Raw genomic sequence first — 20,650 nt, 5'->3', positions numbered from 1 at the left:
GGAGTTTAGCTGGCATCGCGCACTCCATTTTCATCGAACTGCTTATCTGACGGGACTTCGATCTTTGGTGGAGCAATGCCTTCGGCCAAGGCGCGATCAATGTTGAAGACAAACGCAAGGATCGTTGCGACTGCGACGTACAAATCCTCGGCAATGGTCTGCCCCGCGCGCGTGGTGAAATAGATTGCACGCGCCAGTTGCGGATATTCAAGCGTGGGCACGTTGTTTTCGGCAGCGAGGGACCGGATCGCGAGTGCTGTTTCGCCGCGGCCTCGCGCCACGACCATCGGTGCAAAGTCCTTTTTGGGGTCATAGCGCAAGGCAACCGCAAAATGCGTCGGGTTGGTGAGGATGACGTTGGCTTCGGTAACGGCCTTGCGGGCCGAACCAGTCAGCAAGGATTGCTGCTTTTGGCGGATGGCCTGCTTGAGCTCTGGCGCACCTTCTGTCTGTCGCATTTCCTCTTTGACTTCCTGGCGTGTCATCCGGAGCCGTCCGTTACGGCGAACGATCTGTACGGGCACATCGATCCCCGCAATCAGGGCCAGCCCCAATGCGAGCCAGAGGACTGCCTTGACCGTCATGTGGCCAAGTGTGTTGGCGGCCTCGCGCATGTCCTGGGCACCGAGACCCATGATATGGCGCATGTCATGCGACACCAACCAATAGCCAAGCAGCCCGAGCACGGCTGCCTTTGCCAGCGCCTTTGCGAGTTCGACCAGGCCATTGAGGCCAAAGATGCGACCGAAGCCGCTGATCGGATTCAGCCGATCCCCCTTGAACGCAATGGCGCCAGACCGAAATCCCAGCGAGCCCAGCATGGCCGGCGCACCTACGGCCGCGAGCATGGTGATGCCAAAAAGGAGGGCGAGTGGGATGAGTGTGGTGCCAACCAGACGCGTGGTCAGTGTCGCGGGATCAAAGACGGTAACATCGCGATTGTCGAATGACAGGCCCATCGTGAGGAGCCTGCTGCATTCGTGAATGAACCAGGGGCCGGCGAATACAAGCCAGGCTGCTCCCCCAAGCATGACTAGCGCAGTGCCCAGTTCGCGTGACTGGAGAACGTCGCCCTTGCGCGCCGCATCGGCCCGGCGCTTTTGTGTAGGAGCCTCAGTCCTCTGGTCGCGATCGGCTCCCTCAGCCATGTGTGCTGCCCTGCGAAAGGGTTTGCGACATGTCGAGCCCGGCCCTCAACGCGTTGGCTATCGAATCGGCCATGACCGGCGCAGCCATCGCAAGCAGGACAAGGCCGACGAGCAGGGTTGCCGGAAGGCCGACGGCGAAGAGGTTGAGGGTGGGGGTTGAGCGTGCCACCATTGCCATGACCAGCTGAACAAGGATCATCGCGAAGCCGACCGGCAAGGCAATCGAAAGACCTGCCGCGAAAACAAGCCCGCCGAACTGCACCAGTCCGCCTATTGCCTTGGCCGACAGCCAGGCATGGCCCGGCGGGAGCGCGCGATAGCTGTCCACGATGATGCCGATCAGCGTCAAATGGCCGCCGAAGCCGAGAAACAGGAAGAGGCCCATCATTGAAAGCAATTGACCGATGGCCGGGCTTGCCGGACCGCCCAGCGGATTGGCCATGGCCGCAAAGCCCAGGCCCATTGTGTTACTGATGGCCTCGCCACCGAGCATTGCCGCCGAAAATCCGATCTGGACTGCGAAGCCGAGTGCGAGTCCGGCGATGACTTCAGGTAGCACCAGCATCAGTCCGTCGAAAGAGACGATACCATTGGCAGGCAATGCCATCCCGGACACCGCAGCAGCCGGAACGCCAATGGCCAGTGCCAGAACCAGCCTGACTTGTACTGGCACCTGAGGCGCGCCGAAAATTGGAGCGGCGAGGAACGCAGCGCCAGGCCGGATCATCGCCAGCATCCAGATCAGCAGTTGCTGTTCCAGCCCTGCAAACCCGGCAGGCATTATCTTACGATGTCCGGAATGCGGGCGAAGATTTCGCGGGTGAAGTCCGCAACAAGGATCATGATGCTGCCGCCGAAGACAGCAAGACAGATGGCGACCACGATGAGCTTGGGGACGAAGCTCAGGGTCTGCTCGTTGATCGAGGTTGCGGCTTGCACCATGCCCAGAATGACGCCGGCGACGAGCGCCGGAATCAGGATCGGGGCAGCGCCAAGGGCTAGGACCCACAAGGCTTGCTGCGCAACGCCAATGAAATAGTCTGCTTCCATGGCGCTATCCGTTGAACGAAGAAGCGAGGGATCCCATCGTCAGGGCCCAGCCATCGACCAGCACAAACAGCAGCAGCTTGAAGGGCATCGATATGATCGACGGGGATAGCATCATCATGCCAAGCGACATGAGGGCCGAGGCCACAATGAGGTCGATCACCAGAAAAGGCAGGAAGATCAGAAAGCCGATCTGAAAGGCTGTCTTGAGCTCGCTCGTCACAAAGGCCGGCAGAAGGATCGAAAAAGGCACGTCCGCAGACTTCTCGAACTTTGGCGCCTTGGCGATGTTTGCAAACATGCTGAGATCAGATTTTCGCGTTTGCTTCATCATGAAACCGTGAAGAGCAGTGCCTGACCGTGCAATGCCTTCCTCCAGTGTCACTTCATTTCGGCCATAAGGCTCGACCGCCGTCTTGTTGATCTGGGTAAGGACGGGCTGCATGACAAACATCGAAAGAAAGAGGCTCAGTCCAACCAGAACCTGGTTCGGAGGCGTCTGCTGCAGGCCAAGGGCCTGGCGCAGGATCGAAAGCACGATGATGATCCGTGTGAAGCTGGTCATCATCAGGATGAGTGACGGCAGGACCGTCAACAAACTCATCAGCAACAGGACTTGCAGCGACAAGGAGAGCGGCTTGCCGTCTCCGGCAATTGTCGTCAGTGCCTTGTCGAGTCCGGGCGTGGTTTGTGCCAGGGCTGGACTTGCAGTCAGTGCAAGAGCCAGGCCCACGGTTCCAGCGAATACGAGTGCCTTACGCACCTGCATTCTCCCGTGTGTCCTCGGCGAGCAAGGTGATCTGTGTGCGCGTCACGGCAATCAGGACCTCGCGGCCTCCAAAGGCGACGACGGCCAGCTTGCTGCCCGGGCCAAGCGGAAGGACGTCGATCATCTGCGCGGCGCGGACCGACCCACCTTGCATTGGAAGGCCCATCTGGGCTTTGCGCCACAGCCAGAGGGACCCCCAGGCGAGCCCCCCGATCATCGGAACGAGGATGAAGAGGCGCAGGATATATTCGAACATCAGGACCTCCGCTCCAGGCCTGCGAAACGCCGTCCGGCGCTGACGACTTCTGAGATCCGGACACCATATCGGCCATCCATGTTCACAATTTCGCCCTTCGCTATAAGCGTCCCGTTGGCGAAGATATCGAGTGCGTCATTCGCCTGACGATCCAGTTCGATGACACTGCCTTCGCCAAGGCTCAGCAGATCTGCCAGCCGCATTGACGTTGAACCGACTTCCACCGAAATACGCAGGGAGACGTCGGAAAGAAGGTCGAAGTTATGATCGGGCCTGACGGAGGCAAATCCCCCATCTGAGGTGCGTGGCGCTTCGGACATGTCACTCATAGGATGCACTTCCTTCTTCAATGCGTTCGATTTTGATGGCCGTCCGGCCGTTGGAGTCTCCAACGCTGCCGCGGGCAAAGACACGGCCGGCAACGGTGACGGGAACCTGGTTAGGCAAGCAGACAGGAATGATGTCCCCTGGTTGCAGTGTCAGTAATTGCGAAAGTGGCAGCTCAGGCCGGGCGAAGATGGTCCTGACAGGCAGGCGCACCTGCAGAACGGCATCCGAAAGATTGGATTGCCAAACTGGATCGACTTGCGCGGCTTCTTCCGCATCGGGCGCTGCAACGAGCTGCGGCACGGCACGCAGCATCGAAAGCGGGAAGACCACGTCGATGGCAATTTTCTTGCCGTCCATGCTTTCCGCAGTGAAATGCTGGACAGCCACCTGATGTGTATCGGGAACCAGCGTGGGTTGCGAACCGCTGTGATCGACCTTGGCGACCACCGGATCAATCTTGACCATTTCCGCCCATGCTGCAGCCAGCATTGGGGTGACCAGCGCCCCAAGTTTGGTAAAATAGCGCTCTTCGGCTGCGCTCAGTTCCTTGCGTGGACTTGGGAGAGTGCCGTCTCCACCATAGAAGCGGTCGACAAGCTCACTGATATAGGGCTGCGGAACAGCAAGGAGCATACCGCCCTTGAGCGGCGCCATGCGGAAGCGGCATACCGCATGTGGAATGCTGGCCCGGTCGCGCCATTCCGCAAAGGTGGTAATTGTCGTTTCGCCACAAACAACCTTCGTGCCGATGCCGCCATTCGAACCGATTACGTCGGCAAGGCCAAAGGCAAATTGCGATCCGACCCGCTCGAGGCCCGGAAATGCCAAGGTCTCGTCACTAGCTCGAAAGAGTGTTGCCGGTGTCGTCGGCGGTGATGCAGTTTCAGTCTTCACTGGATCACCAGATTCGTGAAATAGACGTTGTCGATGCCGCCGAAGCCTTCCTTTTCGCGCAGGACCTGATTGATTGCTCTGGTCAACTGGCGCTGAAAAAGTTGGCGACCCTCCGGTGTTGAAAGGACAGTTGAGTCCTGAACCGAGAGCGTCATCAGCACGGCTGAGCGGATCGGAACGATCTGGCGCTTGATGTTCGCTATGACACGGCTGTCATAATATGTTGAGAGGCTGATACCGAGCTGCGCGAACCCGCTGCCGTCGGAAAGATTGGCAGTGAATTGCTGTTCGATCGGGAAATAGGTGACCTCATATTTACGAGGGTCGACGGGAGCGCGATCATTGGCGACGGAAACTGTTCCGATTTTGGGCGCCGGCTCTTTCTCTTCTCCACCTTCCGAGCTCTGCTCTTCTGGCTCCTCGCTCCGCAAGACCAGCTTCGGTCGATTGGGATCTTCCTTTTCTTTAGCCTCTCCCTGACCAATACCAGCATAGATGCCGGCGCCAGCGCCGACACCTACCAGAACGGTTGCAGCGAGACCCAACACGATCAGCTTCTTGGCCTTGCCAGGTTTTTTGCCTTCGCCGCCTTTGGCTGCTGCTTCCTTCTTTGTACTCATGCCCCGTCTCCGTTCTTACGCGTATCGACCGTCGCGCTGCTCCGGTTCGGGCACGTCAACGGTCTCATTGGATGAAAGAAATGTCTCGATCAGCGGCGCTTGGCGCGTATAGCCTTCCTGGCCGGGCGACTGCCGCGTATCGCCAGAAAACATCTGCATGTCGGCCAGCTTGACGCCCTGCGCGCGAATTTCATCCGCCAGGCGCGTCTGGGCCGAGGAGAGGATCGCTGTCGCGCCATCGCTTTCGGTCCGGATACTCAACGACAAACCATTGTGCGACCGCGATACGTCCACATCGAGGCGGCCGAGCTGGTGCGGCATCAATCGGAAAGACAGTCGGTCAGCATTGCCCGCCGTACTGGCAATGTCATGAGCAAGCTCACCCAGCCACTGTTCATTGCGGATAAGATCCAGCTGCCGTTCGACAACTGTTCCGCGCGCCGGGGCATCGGCAGGCGCAATTGCGGCGCCCATGTGCGTCACTTTGTTTACTGGATCTGGCGTGCTGGCTTGGACTTGCAGTTGTGCCGGGTCGATCTTTGCATCTGCCAGGCCAACTGCGATTTCAGCGATCCTGGTCGCGCGAAGAGGAGCGACCTTGGAACCGGATGCCAGTTGTCCATGCGAACTCAGGAGGGACGGAGCCGCATTTCTCAATTCCTGCTGGTCTGACTCATCTCCCTCGATCTCGCGCTCATCCACAAGGACGGGTTTCTGCAACACGACTGGCGTGATTGCATCGTCAAGGGATTCTGGCGTTTCGACCAACGGCAAAGGGTCGTGTGCGGTAGTATTGTTGCCAATGGGAGCCTGCGCGGCACCAGTTTGCGATGCCATTCCTTGGCGGGGCTGACTGTTTATGGAGAGTTCGCCCTTGGCCAGTGGCGGTGATGCCGGCGGAGCAACAGCATTCAAGTCTGCTGCCAGCGGCAAAGCAATGAGTTCAACTGTGGTCTGTGCGATTGTGGATGCCCACGGTGCAGGCTGCGGAGCTTCGTCTGCTTCGGTTTCGCCAGAGCGTTCATCCAGCACGGGTCTGCCATCGTGGCGCGATTCTTTACGTTCGCTGCGCGCTAGGTCTGCCTGCGCACGGATCCTTGTTGGTTCGATAATGGCAGTCGGCATGGGATGGGGTTCAGCCGACTTTTCCGGTTCTTCGGCCGCTTGCGGTGCAGGCGTCAGCCGCGAGACCAGAGCGTCTGCCTTTGCGATCGCCGCCAGCGCGCTGACCGGCTCAACCTTTTCAGGTGCTGCAGGACTTTGGAGCGCGGCAGTCGGGATGGCGTCGCCCGTTGCCGTTTTCAGCTCAGGTGCATCACCATCAACTGCCTTGCTGTCCAGCAGCGCAGCAAAATCGTCTGAAGATGAAATGCCAGCCAGAGCTGCAAAAGGAGTTAGTGCGGGCGCCGCAGGCTGCATTGGGCTGAGATCAAAGTTCATTTTGCGCCTCCCAGAGCCGACTGCCGTTTCCGAAATGGCCGGTTTGCATCCGCGCGTCGGGTCTGCTCATAACTTTCGCTGCGCAAAGCCTGCTCGCGCAGCTTTTCCGCACCTTCTTCGCGAGTCTTTGCAGCAAGCCTTTCCGCTATCGAGCGGACCCTATCATGCTCGGCGCCTCTGATTGGCGCTGCAAGGTCGCCTTTGGCAGCATCGAGCCGCAGGGCCATTTCAGCCATCGACTTCAATGCAAGGCCTGTCGTGCGCTCGGCATCAGGCTTCAACGATGCTCTGAGTCCTGAAATTCGACCGGAAATGCGATCAAGATTTGCAAGTGCGGCTTCGGCATTTGCGAGCTTGGCGCGGGCAACGCGGTGCTCCATCTGGCGAACGCGGACGATGCGCGAGCGACGTTCGGCAAGGCTTGTCATGCACCAAATCCTGAAATCAGTTCCGAGCGCGAGCGATCAAAGCTGACGGTCTCCGAGGCTCCCTGCCGCAGAAAGCCAAGCATGTCCGCGCGTCGGTTGATGGCTTCATCAAGGGCTGCATCATTTCCTGGGGCATAGGCACCCATCAGGAGCAGATCACGATTTTCTTCATAGAGTGACCAGAGTTGCCGGAAGCGGGCCGCAGCAACCGCATGGTCCTGATCGATCACATCGACCATTGTTCTCGAGAGCGAGCGCGAGACGTCAATTGCTGGGTAGATTCCCTGTTCGGAAAGGCTGCGCGACAACACGATGTGACCATCGACAATTGCGCGTGCTGCATCGACAACGGGATCGTCATTGTCGCCGCCGTCAGCCAGGACGGTATAGATGGCAGTGATTGAGCCTCCTGTTACGCGATCAGCCCCCGCGCGCTCGACGAGCCGGGGAATGATGCCCAGAGCCGAGGGTGGATACCCCTTCATCGTGGGCGGTTCGCCGAGGGAAAGGCCGATTTCGCGCTGCGCATGGGCCACTCGTGTCAAGCTGTCGATCAGCAAGAAGACATTCTTGCCGTCATTGCGAAAATATTCGGCAATGGCCGTCGCGCGCATCGCGGCCCGAAGCCGAAGCAGAGGCGGGTGATCAGCCGGAACTGCAACAACAGCCGTACGCGCGCGCATGGACGGTGTCAGTTTTGTTTCGAGAAAGTCGCTCACTTCACGGCTGCGTTCACCGACCAGCCCAACGACCATGACGTCGCATTCAGCGCCAGCAAGCATTTGGCCCATGAGGACCGACTTGCCGACGCCGGACCCTGCAATGATGGCTACGCGCTGTCCTTGGCCAATTGTCAGCAGGCCATTGATGCTGCGCACACCCATGTCGAGTGCCCGTGTCACGCGTCCGCGTTGCAGCGGGTTGGCGCGTCGACCAGCGAGGGGCCATGAGAACCGGCTTGTGATCGGACCGCGCCCGTCGAGCGGGTCGCCGTGTGCATCAACCACACGCCCAAGCAAGCCTGAACCACAAGTGGCGAGCCCGCCATCGCCATCCGGCAGAACGCGGCTCCCGGCGACATAGGGGACGTCGCCATCAAATGGCAGGATGATGCTGCGATTGCCGCGAAAGCCCACCACCTCGCCGCGCACCGGCGCGTGCGCGGTTGAAATGACTTTCGCTGTTGATCCCAGGGGCTGCCCAAAGCCTTCGACCTCGAGCATCAGCCCCTCGTGTGCAACGAGTGTTCCGACGCGCCGCGGGGCTGCCGATGCAATATTTGTCTGGCTGATAAGTGCCTCAGCCGATCTCATCAGACGGCTGCTCATGCGCCTGGCTCCGACAGGCAGAGCTCGCTGCGGAGTGCTTCGAGATAAAGCGATGTTCCATGCTCGATCCACCCGGCCGAGCAATCGATCCGCAGATCGCCACGCGGGAGAGACGGGTCGCCGACAATGGTCAGGTTTGTTTCGAGGCCATCCAGCAATTTGATGTCTTCCGGATTGACGCACAAGGTCCGAGCATTGTCGCATTCGGCTACTATGGCAGCTGCCGCGTTCGCGCGGCGAGCCAGGCAGTCGCGATCAACATTGACTTGACCCACTATGTCCGAGACCAGCCGATAGACAGTTTCTCCAATCAGCAGGGCAAGTTCTTCGCTGGGCTCAGGTCGCAAAGCATTGGCTTTTTCTAGAAGCGACAGAAGTGCGGTTCGTTCGACAGAAAATGCTTCTTCGCTCGCCCTGCGGCCATTCTCAAAGCCGAGGCCATAGTCATCTACGGCACTCGAGTGATCATCCATGGAGGCGTGGCCTTGTGCGCCGTCACCGGCGACATGCACGCTCGCCCGTGCGAAACTGCTGGGGACGAAGCCGTTCCGGGGCAAGGCGGCCGCGGCCACCGGAATTGAACGGAAATCCGTGTCAGACATAGTCTTCACCCGGACCGCCCAGCATGATCGTACCTTCGGCCGCCATTTGGCGAGCCATGGCGATAATGGCCTTTTGCGCTTCCTCAACCTCGACGCGCTTGACCATCCCGCGCTCTTCCATCTCGTCGCGAATTGTCTGGGCTGCGCGCGCTGACATGCAAGCGAACATGCGATCGACAAGCGCAGGCTGGGCGCTCTTGAGTGCAAGCGTGAGGATGGCTGAATCCACGGTGCGCATCAGGGCGCCCAAATTCTTGTCGTTGAGATCCATGAGATTGTCGAAGACGAACATCTCATCCTCGATCTGCTGGCCCAGCATCTTGTCGCGCTTCTTCAGGCCCTTGAGGACGCGTTCGCCATCGGCCTTGGCCATCTTGTTCATGATGCGGGCGGCGTCTGATCGCCCACCGAGGCTGACCTTTGGTTTGGACTGCCGAATATCGCCCACCCGGCTCAAAACATCTTCAAGTTCTGCGATTGCATCGCTGCTTACGGAACCAAGGCGTGCAGCCCGCATAACCAGTTCCGACTGCAGTTCGTCGCTCAGGCACGCGAGTGCTTCTGCCGCAACATCCGGATTGAGCGACGCCACGATGAGCGCGCCAACCTGGGGATGCTCATGTGTGAGCAGTTTTGCGATCGCTGGCACTTCCATCCAGCGCAGGGTTTCGAGGGATTTCACGCTCTCTCTTGGTGCGACTGAGCCCAGTACATTGTCTGCGCGCGCAGTTCCCAGCGCCTGGGTGAAAACCTTGCGAATGTGCGGTGCCGCACCTACCGCCAAGGATGAAACCTGACGCGTTCCGCCGATAAAGCGATCCAGGGCTGCTTCGACTTCTGTCTCGCTCGCGTCCGCGACCGCATACATCGCCTTGCCAAGTTCCCGAACTTCTTCCGGCCCAAGTTCACGCATGATCGCCGCTGCTTCTTCATCGCCGAGCAGCATCAAGAGTATCGCGGCCGCATAGGGACCCTCGACCGACGGCGAACGAAGTGCGCCTTCTTCTTCCTGAAGCTCTGCCAGATCAGCCATCTGCGCGTTCCTGCACGAGCTGGCGAACAACCAGCGCAGCGCGCGCTGCATCCTGCTTCACGAAATTCCGGACGAGCGATGCGCGCTCTTCATAGCTGGGAGCCGCCTCGATCATTTCGAGCGTCACATTGCGCATGGCGCGGTTCGAAGAGCCGGGAGCGGTTGCGCCAAGCAACTTGCGCTCCAGATCCGCCTCTTCCTTTGCGGTTTCTGCCTTTTCCTTCAACATCCGAAGTAATGGGCGACCGATGAAAAGCAGGACGAGTAGCGCAACAATTGCGCCACCAGCCTGTCTTAGGCCAACCATTATAAGAGGATTGTCCCACCAGTTTGTGGTGCTTTCCTCGGCTTTTGCAAAGGGTCGTGCCGAAATGGCGACGATGTCGCCGCGCGCCTGATCAAAGCCGACGGCGCCCTTTACAAGACTGTCAATCTGGGCGAGCTCTACTTTGGAACGCTTTTTGCCTCCGACTGCATCGCGCAGCGCGACGGCAATGGTCAAGCGACGAACACGGCCGACCGGCTGATGCGTGACAGAGATTTCCCGACCCACGTCGAAATTGCGGGAATAGGTTTCGGCAATTTCGCCCGTCGACGTTGGTGTGCTCGGCGTTGCCGTCGTCTGAACGCCACCAGGTGCAACAGCAACCTGCGTCGCCTGCGGAACCTTGTTCGAAAGGGCGCCCGGGATTCCACCTGCAGCTGACTGCGTGGCCGAGTTTGTCGATTTGTTGCCCTCTTCACGACGCAAGGCGCGGTCATCCTTGGGATAGGATTCCCGCGTCGATTGGCTTTCGGAGAAATCCACATCGGCATGGACTTCAGTACTGAAATTCTCGGCGCCCAGCATGGGAGCCAGCAGCGCTGTCACAGCGGCACGATACCGTTCCTCGACTTTGAGCTGCAGCTGGAAGTTCTTGTCGTCAACGCCGCCATCATCCTGGGAAAGCAAGGCTCCCGTCTGGTCGACGACGGAAACATCGGCTGGCGAAAGGCCCGGGACGGATGACGCGACCAAATGCTTTATGGCGCTGACTTGTGCATTGGAGAGCGAGCGCCCGCTTTCCATCGTCAACATGACCGAAGCTGCTGGCGCGGAATCATCCCGAACGAACGGGCTCGGCTCGGGCGTTGCAAGATGAATGCGAGCGCTTTTGACGCTGTCGATCGCTTCGATTGTGCGTGCAAGATCAGCTTCGCGGGCACCGCGCAGCGTTTCGCCCTCAAGCGCCCGGCTGGCGCCCATGGGCAGGCTGCTCAAGACCGCGTCGCCGCCGGGGGCCGCCTTCGGAAGGCCCTGCCCGGCAAGCATCATGCGGGCCTTGTGGACATCGTCCTCCCCAACAGCGATGTTTCCGGTATCCCGGTCGATCGTATACGGGATGCCTGCCGTCTGCAGGGCGTCAGCAACTGCTGCCTTGTCGCCATCAGCAAGCCCGGCATAGACCGGCGTCTGGTTCGGACTTTGCATTGCCCACCATGCGGCGCCGGCCATCAACAAGGCAGCGCCGCCGCCGAGCGCAGGCAAGGAGCGGCGGACCGCCGGCTGATCCGCGAAACTGCGCAGCATCGTCAGCGGGTTGGGAGAACGGGCAGCAACACGCAGCTGAGGTGTGGAAAGTGGTGTTGCGCCTGCTGGGATGACTTCCTGATCCGACATCTTACACCGGCATGTTCATGATGTCGCGATAAGCGGACAACAGCTTGTTGCGCACTTGAAGCGTTGCCTCGAAACCAATTGAAGCCTTTTGGCGCTCGAGCATGACCTGGACAATGTCGTTTGTGTCGCCGCGTTCATATGCGGCCGAGAGATCGCTGGCTTTCGACTGTTGTTCGTTCACACTGCGCACGGCTTCGGTGAGTGTTTGGCCGAAACTTGTGGTCGGAGCTGCTGCCCCGCCGGTTGCTTCATGCCCAGCTGCGCGTTGCAGCGCCGCATTCTGACCAATGATCGTTGACCGCATTTGCAGCAGCCTCCCCGGATCGATCGCAGCCATGATGTCCCTCTGTCTTTCGCGTCTAAAATGACTCGCGAGAACCAAAAGCAAGGAGCGTGCCAAGTGTTGGAAGTGGCCTGAATTCCTAAGAAAACGGCCAGTCCAGGCGCGTCGGCCGGCCATAAAGCCTTAGACCGTCAAAATTCCGATGGTCGATTGGCCCTAAATCATTTTTGCGCGGAGCCGTTTCACCCTCTCGAGGCTGCTCACTCCCGAGGGCTGCCCCATTTGGCAAATGCCTGAAAGGACTACAAATGACTGTAATTTCAACCAACGTAAGTGCGTTGCGTGCCCAGAACAGCTCGCGTGTCGCAAGCATGATGCAAGGTCAGGCGATGGATCGCCTGTCCAGTGGTAAGCGTATCAACAGCGCGAAGGACGATGCCGCCGGCCTCGCCATTTCCACGCGTATGGATGCAAAGGTCAAAGGCCTTTCGCAGGCTATCCGCAACTCGAACGACGGCATCTCGCTTGCGCAGACTGCTGAAGGCGCGCTGCAGGAAACCTCGAACATCCTCGTTCGTATGCGCGAACTGGCCGTTCAGGCTGCCAACGGCACCTCAAGCGCCTCGGATCGTACAGCTCTGCAGGCGGAAGCCACGCAGCTGCTCGCACAGATCGGCGACATTGCCACACGGACCGACTTCAACGGAACGGTGCTGCTTGATGGCTCGGCCAACCTGAACATCCAGACTGGCGTCGACAGCGGCCAGACAGTCAACATTACAATCGGTGACATGCAGGCCGCTGCGCTTGGCGTTGCTGCAATCGACATCAGCACTGCCGCTGGCGCATCGACCGCACTTGGCCTGCTGGACACTGCCGTCAACACGGTCGCGTCTGTTCGTGCAGACCTCGGTGCTGTTCAGAACCGTCTCGAATCAAACGTCAACAATTTGACGTCCACCGTCACGAACCTGGCAGAAGCCAAGTCACGCATCGCCGATGCTGACTATTCGGCTGAATCGACCAAGCTTGCTTCGTCTCAGATCCTCGCTCAGGCGTCGACTGCGATGCTCGCCCAGGCGAACCAGAGCCAGCAGGGCGTTCTGAACCTGCTGCGCGGTTAAGCTATAAGCGCCTAAGACTTTGGCCTCGGCACAAACGTGCCGGGGCCATTTTCTTTATGTGGCCTGTTTCTCGCAGTTGATCCAGATGTTCAATTGCGCCTTTGTCGTGCGGCGCGTACGCCGAAATCGTCAATACGCGGCGGTCAATCCCGTTCGGCAGCGCGGATGAATTCGGATCGTTCAGAACCCATATCGTTATCTGGAAAATTGACAGCGATCTCTGCTTTCAGAGTATCAATTGCGCTCGAAACCCTTGCAGCCGTCTGGATAAGATTGAATTGATCAAGCTGATCCAGAAATTTCTCGAGCGTCAATACCAGATACTGTGGAAATTTTGCCTCTTCTATTTGGCTCATGATATCCCCAAAACTCTTTACACCCACCCCTAGAGCGTTCTTAGGTTGAATCTCTTTGTTAGGCAATTCGATTGCACCTTTGATCAAATTACAATTTTCAGTGCGACTTGGATGTGTTCCAACTAAATTTCGCTAGTTCCGCAGCAATTCGCCGTGGCGTTCATCCGCAAGCAAGCGGCCTTGTACTTCGTCTGCAGCCAAAGATGTGCGCAAGGGCGCCTCTATTTGGGCTGTCTTTGGCCCGTAAGCTGGCTGTGGCGGTTGATATGCATCCATGTCGACATTATCCGCGTTGCTGCTCGCCGACAAAAGGCCGAGGTCGCCGGATGGATCGTCCAACAATGCCAATTTGGCCGGAAGCAGTTCGACACCGGAATATGAAGCCGAGAAGGCGGCAGGGGTACCCCAGCTGCCCGCCCAGCGATAAAAGATGTGCGCGCCCACCGTTGTGATCTTGGTCAGGCTCGATTGCCAGTAGGGGACTACCCAGACCGTATGATAATGGGTCGCCGTGCCAACTGACCGCTCAACATAGCCAGCCAAGGCTGCAGTAGCCACGGCCACCGCTCGGCTCCAAGCCGCCGGATTGCGCGGGTGTGCAAGCGATCCATCACATGTAAACGTGAACTGACATCCTGTTGTCCGATCAGATCCCTGGAAGACGACGCCGCATACAGAATGCGGGTAGGCAGGGTGGCGGACGCGATTCAGAACGACTTGAGCGACCGCGCGTTGTCCCACCCCCGATTCCGAACCTGCTTCATAATAAACGGCCGACGCCAGACATTCGAGCGCCGTGAGCCGCGTTCCTACACCTGCTTCTCCGATTGCGCTCCTGAACGGCGATGCAGGGAGAATCGGACCCGAAGCGTTCGGGACGGACGCATTCATTTCGAACGCCTTTTCAGGATCGACGGGCTGAAAGGTCAAAACAGCGGGCTCAATCCCTGCAGCGTTTGAATCGAGAGGAATTTCCACACCTTGGGCGGCAAATGGAGATTGCGGAGATTTTATTGGTCCGGCGGTACCCGAAAGCGCAAAGCACGAAGCAAGGCTCAGAAGCGATGCAAAAACCGGCCATCGCGCCAGACGCGATCCTTCCGGATTTGCCAATGCGAATGATGCGCTGCGTCTCAAGTCGTGACTTTCATCTTTTCGCAATATCCAATGCGCATCCAGCGTCGCCTACGTCGGGCTCGGGACCAAGACTTTCAGGGTCTTGGTCCAATGCCAATGGCAACACATGCGCGACTCAATTTATGTTCTGTAAGGTCCTAATTCTGCGGCTGTAAACGCGTAATTAGGCAATCTGGGGCACGGATCGTCCCTGATTGAAACAAGCACTCTAACATAAGTGGTTAATGCGTCAACCAATCACTGGCCATAATAATGGCCGTACTTCCCGTAGGCCCCATAAGCATCGAGCGGACTGGCGCTGTAGCGATTCAAAACCGTTCCAAGGCAAGGTGCTGGCGAAAGCAAGCTCATGGCATCACGCAGTTCGGTCTTGGTCGTCATACCTTCTTCAATGACAAACATATAGGCATCCAGTTGTTGGATGATCGTCATCGCATCATCATTGGCAAAGGTGGGCGGCAAATCGCAAATCACGATAACGTCGTCCGGCAGTGCCCGCATAGCTTCCACAAGCTTTGTAAACCGATCGCCGGCGAGCAGTTCCGCGGAGTTTATCCGAGAAGAGTAGCACGGGAACAAGGACAGGTGGAGATTCGAGAAATACCGCCCAACATTGTGCAGGTCATCGATCGTGCCATCAAGGAACTGGGTCAGTCCATGGTCGCCAGTAATTGCGAATTTCTCGGCAAGCGACCCACGACGGAGATCAAGGTCAAAGAGGCAAACCCTGACATCTGGAAGCTGGGCCATCGCGACTGCGAGATTGGCGCAAAGGAAAGATTTTCCCGCTTCGGGCGTCGCAGAGGTCACGCCCAGGAGCCGCCACTTCTTCTCTCGCATCGCCTTGAGAACCTGCGTGCGAAGCAAATTGAAAGGCCGTGACCTTATGTCGCGCGAATTGAAGCCGACAATGTCGAATGCTTCCAATGCTGCAGGTTCGATTTCAACGGCCGGCAGTTGTTCACTGCTCGGAATCGAGAAAGAGGACACTGAACCGGGCATCCGGTATGACTCAACTGACACGTGAGAAACCCCCTAAATCCAACATTCTAGCATGGATGATGTTCAGCTTTCCAAAGCGAGATCGTCGTCTCGTTTAAATGGCCAGAGCTTTGCATACCATGGCGCTGGCTTGGACTGTTTTGATTCAATTGTCGGAATAGCCGCAAGTGGCGCTGCCCCTGTGATTGCCTTGACTGTGTCCAGACCGCGGATTGGCCTCAGCACAAGTTCCACGCCAATCATCAACAAGAGGCCCAAGGCTAACCCCGCCGCAGCACCGCCAGCAACAAAGAGTGGCCGGTTTGGCCAGTCTGGGCTGTCTGGAACAACTGGTGGATCGACGACAGTCAGGCGTTCACCTTTCTGTTCATTTTCCATCTTGGCGTTGGACTGCGCGGCCATGAGTTTTGCCGCAACCTGCTGATACTGCGTATTCAATCCATCCAGTTTTTGTTGCAATTGGGCAACCTGCTGCTGGATCAAGGGACCCCGAGCCTGTGCACTGAGCATCGCCGACATCTGTGCGCCTTCGCGCGATTTTGCTGCCTGCAATGCAGCGATTTGAGAATTGTTGAATTCGATCTGCGAGGTAATCGGGTCAAGCGGCATATTGCCAACATTTTTAGCGGCAAGTTCCTTTGCCTCGGCCAAACGCTGTTTTGCGATCACGACATCGGGGTGAGACTCCGCATAGACTGCTCTAGCAGAAGCAAGTTGCTGTTCCGCCGCAGCGACGACCGGATCACGATTGGCAGCGGTCTTTGTCAGGTCTCTTTGCGAATTCAGCGATGTATTTTCGCGGCGGAGCATCGCAATCTGCGCATCATAGTTTCCGCCGCTACCGAACATAGCCATTCCAGGACTGGAAAGTGCAGAGCCGTTGCGGGCCTTTATGCCTGATATCTGCGATTCAAGTGCTGCAATCTGCGTTTCAAGACTTGACGATTGATCTTGCAAGAACTGGACGGTGTCTTGCGCCTGCTCCGCATTCTTCGTCGAATCAATTCGCAAAATGCGATCGACAATATCCTGAGCTGCAGCCTGTGCTTTTACAGGGTCAGGATAATCGACGCTCATGGAAAAGGCGATTGTAGTCGATTTTCCGCCTCCGCCACCTGTAAATTCGGCACCGACGGGCGCAAACGTGACAGAATCGCGAAGCTTTTCAATTATCTTGGACAGCGGCTGTGAACTGCGCTCCTTGGTGTAAAGATCAAGCCGCTGGATCATTTCAATCAAGTCGGGCCGGCTCAATACCTGCTGGCGAACCTTAGCTACACGCTGGTCAATCGCTTCGTTGGATTGGTCACCCGGAGTGCCAATCTGCATCTGTGGTGACTCAACGAGCAGAATTGACGATGACCGGTATGAAGTTGGCAGGACGAATGCCGCAACAACGCCAGCTATAAAAAGGATGATCGTCGGAACGATCAGCAGCAGCTTCCGCTGCTTTGCAATCGCCGGGAGATGAGCCAGAAACGAAGAAGGGCCAGTCTCTTCTTCAACCCATGCAGCGGTCATCGCATGTCTCCGAATGCATAGCTCACGCCAAAGCCAAATACCATGTTTGCCTTGCGTGGCGTCGGGTCGCGATAACTGTCAGCATAACTCGCGGTCAGAAACCCTTGCAGGCGCTGGCTCAGTCTCCGGTTATATCGCAGGTTGGCCTGCGCATAATCCACAGAGCCGTTGCTTGGGAGAGTAGCCTGATTAATCTGGCCCGAACGGGAGAAATTTGCAGTTGCATCAATGCTGCTTTTTGCGTCCAGCCGCAAATTGTAGCTTGCGCCGATTGCTGTTTGGGGGCGGACAGTGCCGCCAAATGACGTCGGCTGTACCGCGCGCGAGGCGAATAGGCAGAACTTGCCGGTTGCCGATGAATTGCACAGGTTGAAGCTGCCTGAGGCACTGTTTTGGCTGTACTTTCCGCCGACACCGGTAATATTTGAATGGCTAATACCCAAGGCTCCCGAAAAGCTCCAGGCAGCACCAAGTTTAGTGCTGAACGTGAATTGCGGAGAGACCGTAGTCGCGTCGCCAAGCGTTGTCCGCAGATAATCCGAACGCGACACACCAACATTCAAGCCAACAGTTACGCGGCTGTTGATGATCCGGTTATACCCTATGCTCCCGCTATAATTGTCATATTCTGAGGCTACGCTCCCGGAGGGATAACGAACAAACGATGCGCCACCCTGTGCCCTGAAATTATCGCGCGCTGAAGCAAGATATCCCATGCTCAGTCCTGCATTGATGGACTGCCGCCTTTGGCGCAGCCCGGTGAGGGCAATGTCTCCCGGCAACGGAGGAAATGCGCCGCCATTTGAAGGATTGGATCCAAAAGTCAGCAAGTCATTCGCGCCGACAATCGCACTGTTGAAGCCGAGGTCCGCACTATAGTCCAGACGCGGCGACAATTTCTGGCTGATGCTGGCACTGGCCGAAATGTCATTGGTTGAGCGATAGCGCCTCGAATATTCTGAGTGCCTGTAAGTCGCATTGAGACCAATCGTCTTGGAACCATCCAGAAATTTCACGCCCGGAGAAACCGTTACGACTGCAGAGGCCGCCGACGTGTTGGGCCCGCTCAGCAGAAAAGGGTTGCTTTCGACCTGGCCAGCAAGCGAGGTGTTGATCGATGCCCGAGTCTCAGCTTTTGCAGAAACGCCACCAAAAATTGCCCATGCAACCACGATGCCGGATGCCGCCTTTTTAAGGCAGGCGAGTCGGGAGTCGTTTTCACTTCTCAAGAAATTTTTCATGGCACGATTACCGTATCCCCGCTTTCAATCTGCGGAATTGAGCTTGCAGTGATCTCTCGGGCAGCTGCGCCGCCCTTGTACGCCGAAGAAATTCTGGCCCGAATGGCTACAAGATTGTTACCGGACTTGCGAAGGATGGTGATGCCGTCAAGGCTGGCAAATTCATCGGGGCCGCCCGCATAGCTGAGCGCTTCAATCAGATTGACATAGCGACCCGGCGAAAAGGTGCCAGGTCCTTTCACCTTGCCAGCAACGGTAAACTGAAACCCTGAAGGACTGCGCACAGAAACGGTCACCTGTGGCACCTGGCCACGATATTGGCTTGCCAAGCCCTTTGTAATGACGTCTTCGATCTGGCTAGGTGACTGGCCAAGCGCAAAGACCTTGCCAACGAGCGGAAACGAGAATGTTCCATCTGGCAGGATGCGAATGGTGCGTTGAAGCCGATCCTCACCCCAGACATAGACCTCAATTTCGTCGCCCGGATTGATTGTATAGGGACGCAACACCTGCTGTTGAGGTGCTGGCGGAGATGCTGCTGCTTCGTCCGCAGCACCCGCCGCAGAAGCCGCCAAAATGATTGTCAGCAAGAGAGCCAAAGCAAAATTCCAGTTATTAGAGTTCCCAGATTTGGGTCATGCCATGCGCCTATCGGTTTTGGAAGCCTCATCGGACACAAATGATGGTGAACGACGTCAAAGCGGTTGGTTGAGTCGATACAAACCGCTTGCAGAGGTGCAAGTTCCTTTCCATGGAAAATTGGCTACGCGGTTGCGCAATATTTACGAATGAAGGTTAAGGGCGTCGTTGGCACTTTCTGCTTGTCCGGGAGTGCTTGCTATCACAAATGCTGCCGGCTTGGGTGACGAAACATGAGAATGAACGGTTGGTCTGTCGGCGCAGCGTTGCTGTTGGCAACTGCCTGTTCATCCCCGCAAGAGAAGGCAGAACAGGCTGCGGCTTCGGCAAATGCCCTCGCTGCGGCCGGCGATTTCGAAGCTGCGCGCAAGGCAATCTTGAGAGCCGTCGCGGCACGTGATGACCAGCCTGATCAATGGTTGCTTTTGGGTCGGGTTGATCTTGAAACAGGTCGACCAGCCGATGCGCTGCTCGCTTACTCTCGTGTGCTGGAGCTAGATGCAACAAATATCGAGGCACTCCAGCTTGTCGCTGAGCTGTCGTTCCAGTTCGGTGAGATGCGCGAAGCGGCAAATGCTGCGGACAGAGTGCTTGCACTTGACCCCAATGCAACACGAGCAATCCTTGTAAAAGGCTTGATAGCGTTGAGCCGAAAGGATGTTGCTGGAGCTACAAGCGCGGCCGAGACCATTCTGAAGCTGAAACCACAAGATGAATTCGGCATCGTGCTGAAGGCACGAGCTCTGGCCCTGGGCAAGGATTATCAAGGTGCCGTGAAGATTATTGAAGACGGTGTGCCCGAGGGACAACGAACAGAGGCGTCCTTTGCTACCCTGTCGGAGCTCTATCGCGTATTGGGCAACCAAGAGCGCCTGGTTGGCAACATAGACAAATTGCTGGCTAGACGTCCGAAAGACGCGGATCTGAAACTCGATCTTGCGGAAATCCTTTACAAATCAGGGAACACCCCCCGCGCAAGGTCCACGCTTTATGCACTTCTGATTTCCCAGCCGGACAATATAGAGGTCATTCAGAAAATTTCCGAACTATGGACCCAGAATGACGCCTCGGCACTTACGCCTGCACAATTGAAGTATGTCACGGAGCATGGATCCGAAACGGTGAAGCTGGCTGTCGCCCGCTATTTGATAGATCGCGGAAGACCCGATGTAGCCGCACAAATTCTCCGCCCGGACTCGAATGCCGGCGACAATGGAATATCAGCTGATGCAAGGGCGCTTTATGCCACTGCTCTTTACAAACAGGGCAATGCCGATGCCGCGAGATCGATTGCGGAAGAAATCTTGTCCAAAGACAAGAATAATATCGATGCGCTGATGGTCAGAGCACGAATTGCCATGCAAAAGCAGGATCTGACTGCAGCCTTGAACGATGCGCAGATTGTCGTGCGAGATTTTCCGATGAGCGAGCAAGGCCGAATTCTGCTTGCCGACATTTATCTCGCCCGAAAGGATCCCCAGCGCGCGAGGCAAACATATGAAGATGCGGTCAGCGATAATCCGCAGAGTATTCTGATCAGCCGAACCTATGCCCAATATTTGTTGAAAACCGGGGATGCCGTGCGCGCAACCGATGTCGCGCGGACCTTTACACGCAAGAGCCCCTCTTCAGTTGCTGGATGGGACTTGCTTGCAAAAATATGCCAGCAAGCGGCAAACAACGCTTGTGTTGCACAGGCGCAGGCTGGGCGTGACAAGGCTGCCTCTGTATACACGGTGGATGATCGGCCTGGATCGCTTCGAAGCCGCGGCCTATTTGGCAGATTGTAGTG

Annotated in this window: 23 protein-coding genes; 2 read left to right on the top strand and 21 right to left on the bottom strand. The window is 57.4% G+C overall.

Annotated elements, in window-relative coordinates:
• Positions 1–5 precede the first annotated feature (5 nt).
• From flhB to fliE, 15 genes are read right to left on the bottom strand one after another with little or no spacing between them, the layout of a single operon-like run.
• Positions 6–1,148 (bottom strand): flagellar type III secretion system protein FlhB, encoded by a 1,143-nt coding sequence (flhB, locus tag K0O24_RS16500; RefSeq protein ID WP_219893776.1) that lies wholly within the window; start codon positions 1,146–1,148, stop codon positions 6–8.
• The gene (fliR, locus tag K0O24_RS16495) at positions 1,141–1,932 is read right to left on the bottom strand and encodes a flagellar biosynthetic protein FliR (protein WP_219895694.1); all 792 of its coding nucleotides are present in this window, start codon (positions 1,930–1,932) and stop codon (positions 1,141–1,143) included. The genes flhB and fliR overlap by 8 nt, the downstream gene beginning before the upstream one ends.
• The gene (gene fliQ / locus K0O24_RS16490) at positions 1,929–2,198 is read right to left on the bottom strand and encodes a flagellar biosynthesis protein FliQ (RefSeq protein WP_219893775.1); all 270 of its coding nucleotides are present in this window, start codon (positions 2,196–2,198) and stop codon (positions 1,929–1,931) included. Before fliQ ends, fliR begins: the two co-directional genes overlap by 4 nt.
• Positions 2,199–2,202: 4 nt before the next feature.
• Entirely contained in the window at positions 2,203–2,964 is a 762-nt protein-coding gene (fliP, locus tag K0O24_RS16485) for a flagellar type III secretion system pore protein FliP (RefSeq protein ID WP_219893774.1), read from the bottom strand.
• Positions 2,951–3,220: a flagellar biosynthetic protein FliO gene (locus K0O24_RS16480; RefSeq protein WP_219893773.1), complete on the bottom strand. Its 270-nt coding sequence runs from the start codon at positions 3,218–3,220 to the stop codon at positions 2,951–2,953. Before K0O24_RS16480 ends, fliP begins: the two co-directional genes overlap by 14 nt.
• Positions 3,220–3,549 carry a flagellar motor switch protein FliN gene (gene fliN, locus K0O24_RS16475; RefSeq protein ID WP_219893772.1) on the bottom strand — a complete coding sequence of 110 codons (330 nt, stop codon included), beginning with the start codon at positions 3,547–3,549 and terminating at the stop codon, positions 3,220–3,222. The genes K0O24_RS16480 and fliN overlap by 1 nt, the downstream gene beginning before the upstream one ends.
• Positions 3,542–4,444 carry a flagellar motor switch protein FliM gene (locus tag K0O24_RS16470; protein ID WP_219893771.1) on the bottom strand — a complete coding sequence of 301 codons (903 nt, stop codon included), beginning with the start codon at positions 4,442–4,444 and terminating at the stop codon, positions 3,542–3,544. The genes fliN and K0O24_RS16470 overlap by 8 nt, the downstream gene beginning before the upstream one ends.
• Positions 4,441–5,064, bottom strand: coding sequence for a flagellar basal body-associated FliL family protein (locus K0O24_RS16465; RefSeq protein ID WP_219893770.1), 624 nt, complete (start codon positions 5,062–5,064; stop codon positions 4,441–4,443). The genes K0O24_RS16470 and K0O24_RS16465 overlap by 4 nt, the downstream gene beginning before the upstream one ends.
• 15 nt (positions 5,065–5,079) lie before the next feature.
• Entirely contained in the window at positions 5,080–6,504 is a 1,425-nt protein-coding gene (locus K0O24_RS16460) for a flagellar hook-length control protein FliK (RefSeq protein WP_219893769.1), read from the bottom strand.
• On the bottom strand, positions 6,501–6,932 hold the full coding sequence (locus K0O24_RS16455; RefSeq protein WP_219893768.1) for a hypothetical protein: 432 nt from the start codon (positions 6,930–6,932) through the stop codon (positions 6,501–6,503). The genes K0O24_RS16460 and K0O24_RS16455 overlap by 4 nt, the downstream gene beginning before the upstream one ends.
• A complete protein-coding gene (locus tag K0O24_RS16450) occupies positions 6,929–8,260 on the bottom strand; it encodes a FliI/YscN family ATPase (RefSeq protein ID WP_219893767.1) in 1,332 nt (443 codons plus the stop codon). Before K0O24_RS16450 ends, K0O24_RS16455 begins: the two co-directional genes overlap by 4 nt.
• On the bottom strand, positions 8,257–8,862 hold the full coding sequence (locus K0O24_RS16445; protein WP_219893766.1) for a FliH/SctL family protein: 606 nt from the start codon (positions 8,860–8,862) through the stop codon (positions 8,257–8,259). The genes K0O24_RS16450 and K0O24_RS16445 overlap by 4 nt, the downstream gene beginning before the upstream one ends.
• Entirely contained in the window at positions 8,855–9,895 is a 1,041-nt protein-coding gene (gene fliG, locus K0O24_RS16440; protein ID WP_219893765.1) for a flagellar motor switch protein FliG, read from the bottom strand. The genes K0O24_RS16445 and fliG overlap by 8 nt, the downstream gene beginning before the upstream one ends.
• Positions 9,888–11,555 (bottom strand): flagellar basal-body MS-ring/collar protein FliF, encoded by a 1,668-nt coding sequence (fliF, locus tag K0O24_RS16435; RefSeq protein ID WP_219893764.1) that lies wholly within the window; start codon positions 11,553–11,555, stop codon positions 9,888–9,890. Before fliF ends, fliG begins: the two co-directional genes overlap by 8 nt.
• A 1-nt stretch (position 11,556) precedes the next feature.
• Entirely contained in the window at positions 11,557–11,892 is a 336-nt protein-coding gene (gene fliE, locus K0O24_RS16430) for a flagellar hook-basal body complex protein FliE (RefSeq protein WP_219893763.1), read from the bottom strand.
• A gap of 254 nt (positions 11,893–12,146) precedes the next feature.
• On the opposite strand from fliE, the gene K0O24_RS16425 reads away from it, so the two are divergent.
• The gene (locus K0O24_RS16425; protein ID WP_219893762.1) at positions 12,147–12,962 is read left to right on the top strand and encodes a flagellin N-terminal helical domain-containing protein; all 816 of its coding nucleotides are present in this window, start codon (positions 12,147–12,149) and stop codon (positions 12,960–12,962) included.
• 143 nt (positions 12,963–13,105) lie between these two features.
• On the opposite strand, the gene K0O24_RS16420 is transcribed toward K0O24_RS16425, so the two are convergent.
• From K0O24_RS16420 to K0O24_RS16395, 6 genes are all read right to left on the bottom strand, one after another.
• Entirely contained in the window at positions 13,106–13,405 is a 300-nt protein-coding gene (locus K0O24_RS16420) for a hypothetical protein (protein WP_219893761.1), read from the bottom strand.
• Positions 13,406–13,450: 45 nt separating this feature from the next.
• Positions 13,451–14,431: a cell wall hydrolase gene (locus K0O24_RS16415; RefSeq protein ID WP_246611062.1), complete on the bottom strand. Its 981-nt coding sequence runs from the start codon at positions 14,429–14,431 to the stop codon at positions 13,451–13,453.
• A gap of 261 nt (positions 14,432–14,692) precedes the next feature.
• Positions 14,693–15,478 (bottom strand): CpsD/CapB family tyrosine-protein kinase, encoded by a 786-nt coding sequence (locus K0O24_RS16410; RefSeq protein ID WP_219893760.1) that lies wholly within the window; start codon positions 15,476–15,478, stop codon positions 14,693–14,695.
• Between the two features lie 42 nt (positions 15,479–15,520).
• On the bottom strand, positions 15,521–16,978 hold the full coding sequence (locus tag K0O24_RS16405; RefSeq protein WP_219893759.1) for a GumC family protein: 1,458 nt from the start codon (positions 16,976–16,978) through the stop codon (positions 15,521–15,523).
• Positions 16,975–18,150, bottom strand: a complete 1,176-nt coding sequence (locus K0O24_RS16400) for a hypothetical protein (RefSeq protein WP_219893758.1) — start codon at positions 18,148–18,150, stop codon at positions 16,975–16,977. Before K0O24_RS16400 ends, K0O24_RS16405 begins: the two co-directional genes overlap by 4 nt.
• Before the next feature lie 65 nt (positions 18,151–18,215).
• A complete protein-coding gene (locus K0O24_RS16395; protein ID WP_219893757.1) occupies positions 18,216–18,818 on the bottom strand; it encodes a polysaccharide biosynthesis/export family protein in 603 nt (200 codons plus the stop codon).
• Between the two features lie 273 nt (positions 18,819–19,091).
• Between K0O24_RS16395 and K0O24_RS16390 the strand changes: the two genes are divergently transcribed.
• Positions 19,092–20,648: a tetratricopeptide repeat protein gene (locus K0O24_RS16390; protein WP_219893756.1), complete on the top strand. Its 1,557-nt coding sequence runs from the start codon at positions 19,092–19,094 to the stop codon at positions 20,646–20,648.
• Positions 20,649–20,650: the final 2 nt, after the last annotated feature.

The organism is Aquisediminimonas profunda, assembly GCF_019443285.1.
Taxonomy (GTDB): domain Bacteria; phylum Pseudomonadota; class Alphaproteobacteria; order Sphingomonadales; family Sphingomonadaceae; genus Aquisediminimonas; species Aquisediminimonas profunda.
The sequence above is the reverse complement of the archived record's forward strand: the minus strand, read 5'-3'. Positions and strand labels throughout refer to the sequence as shown.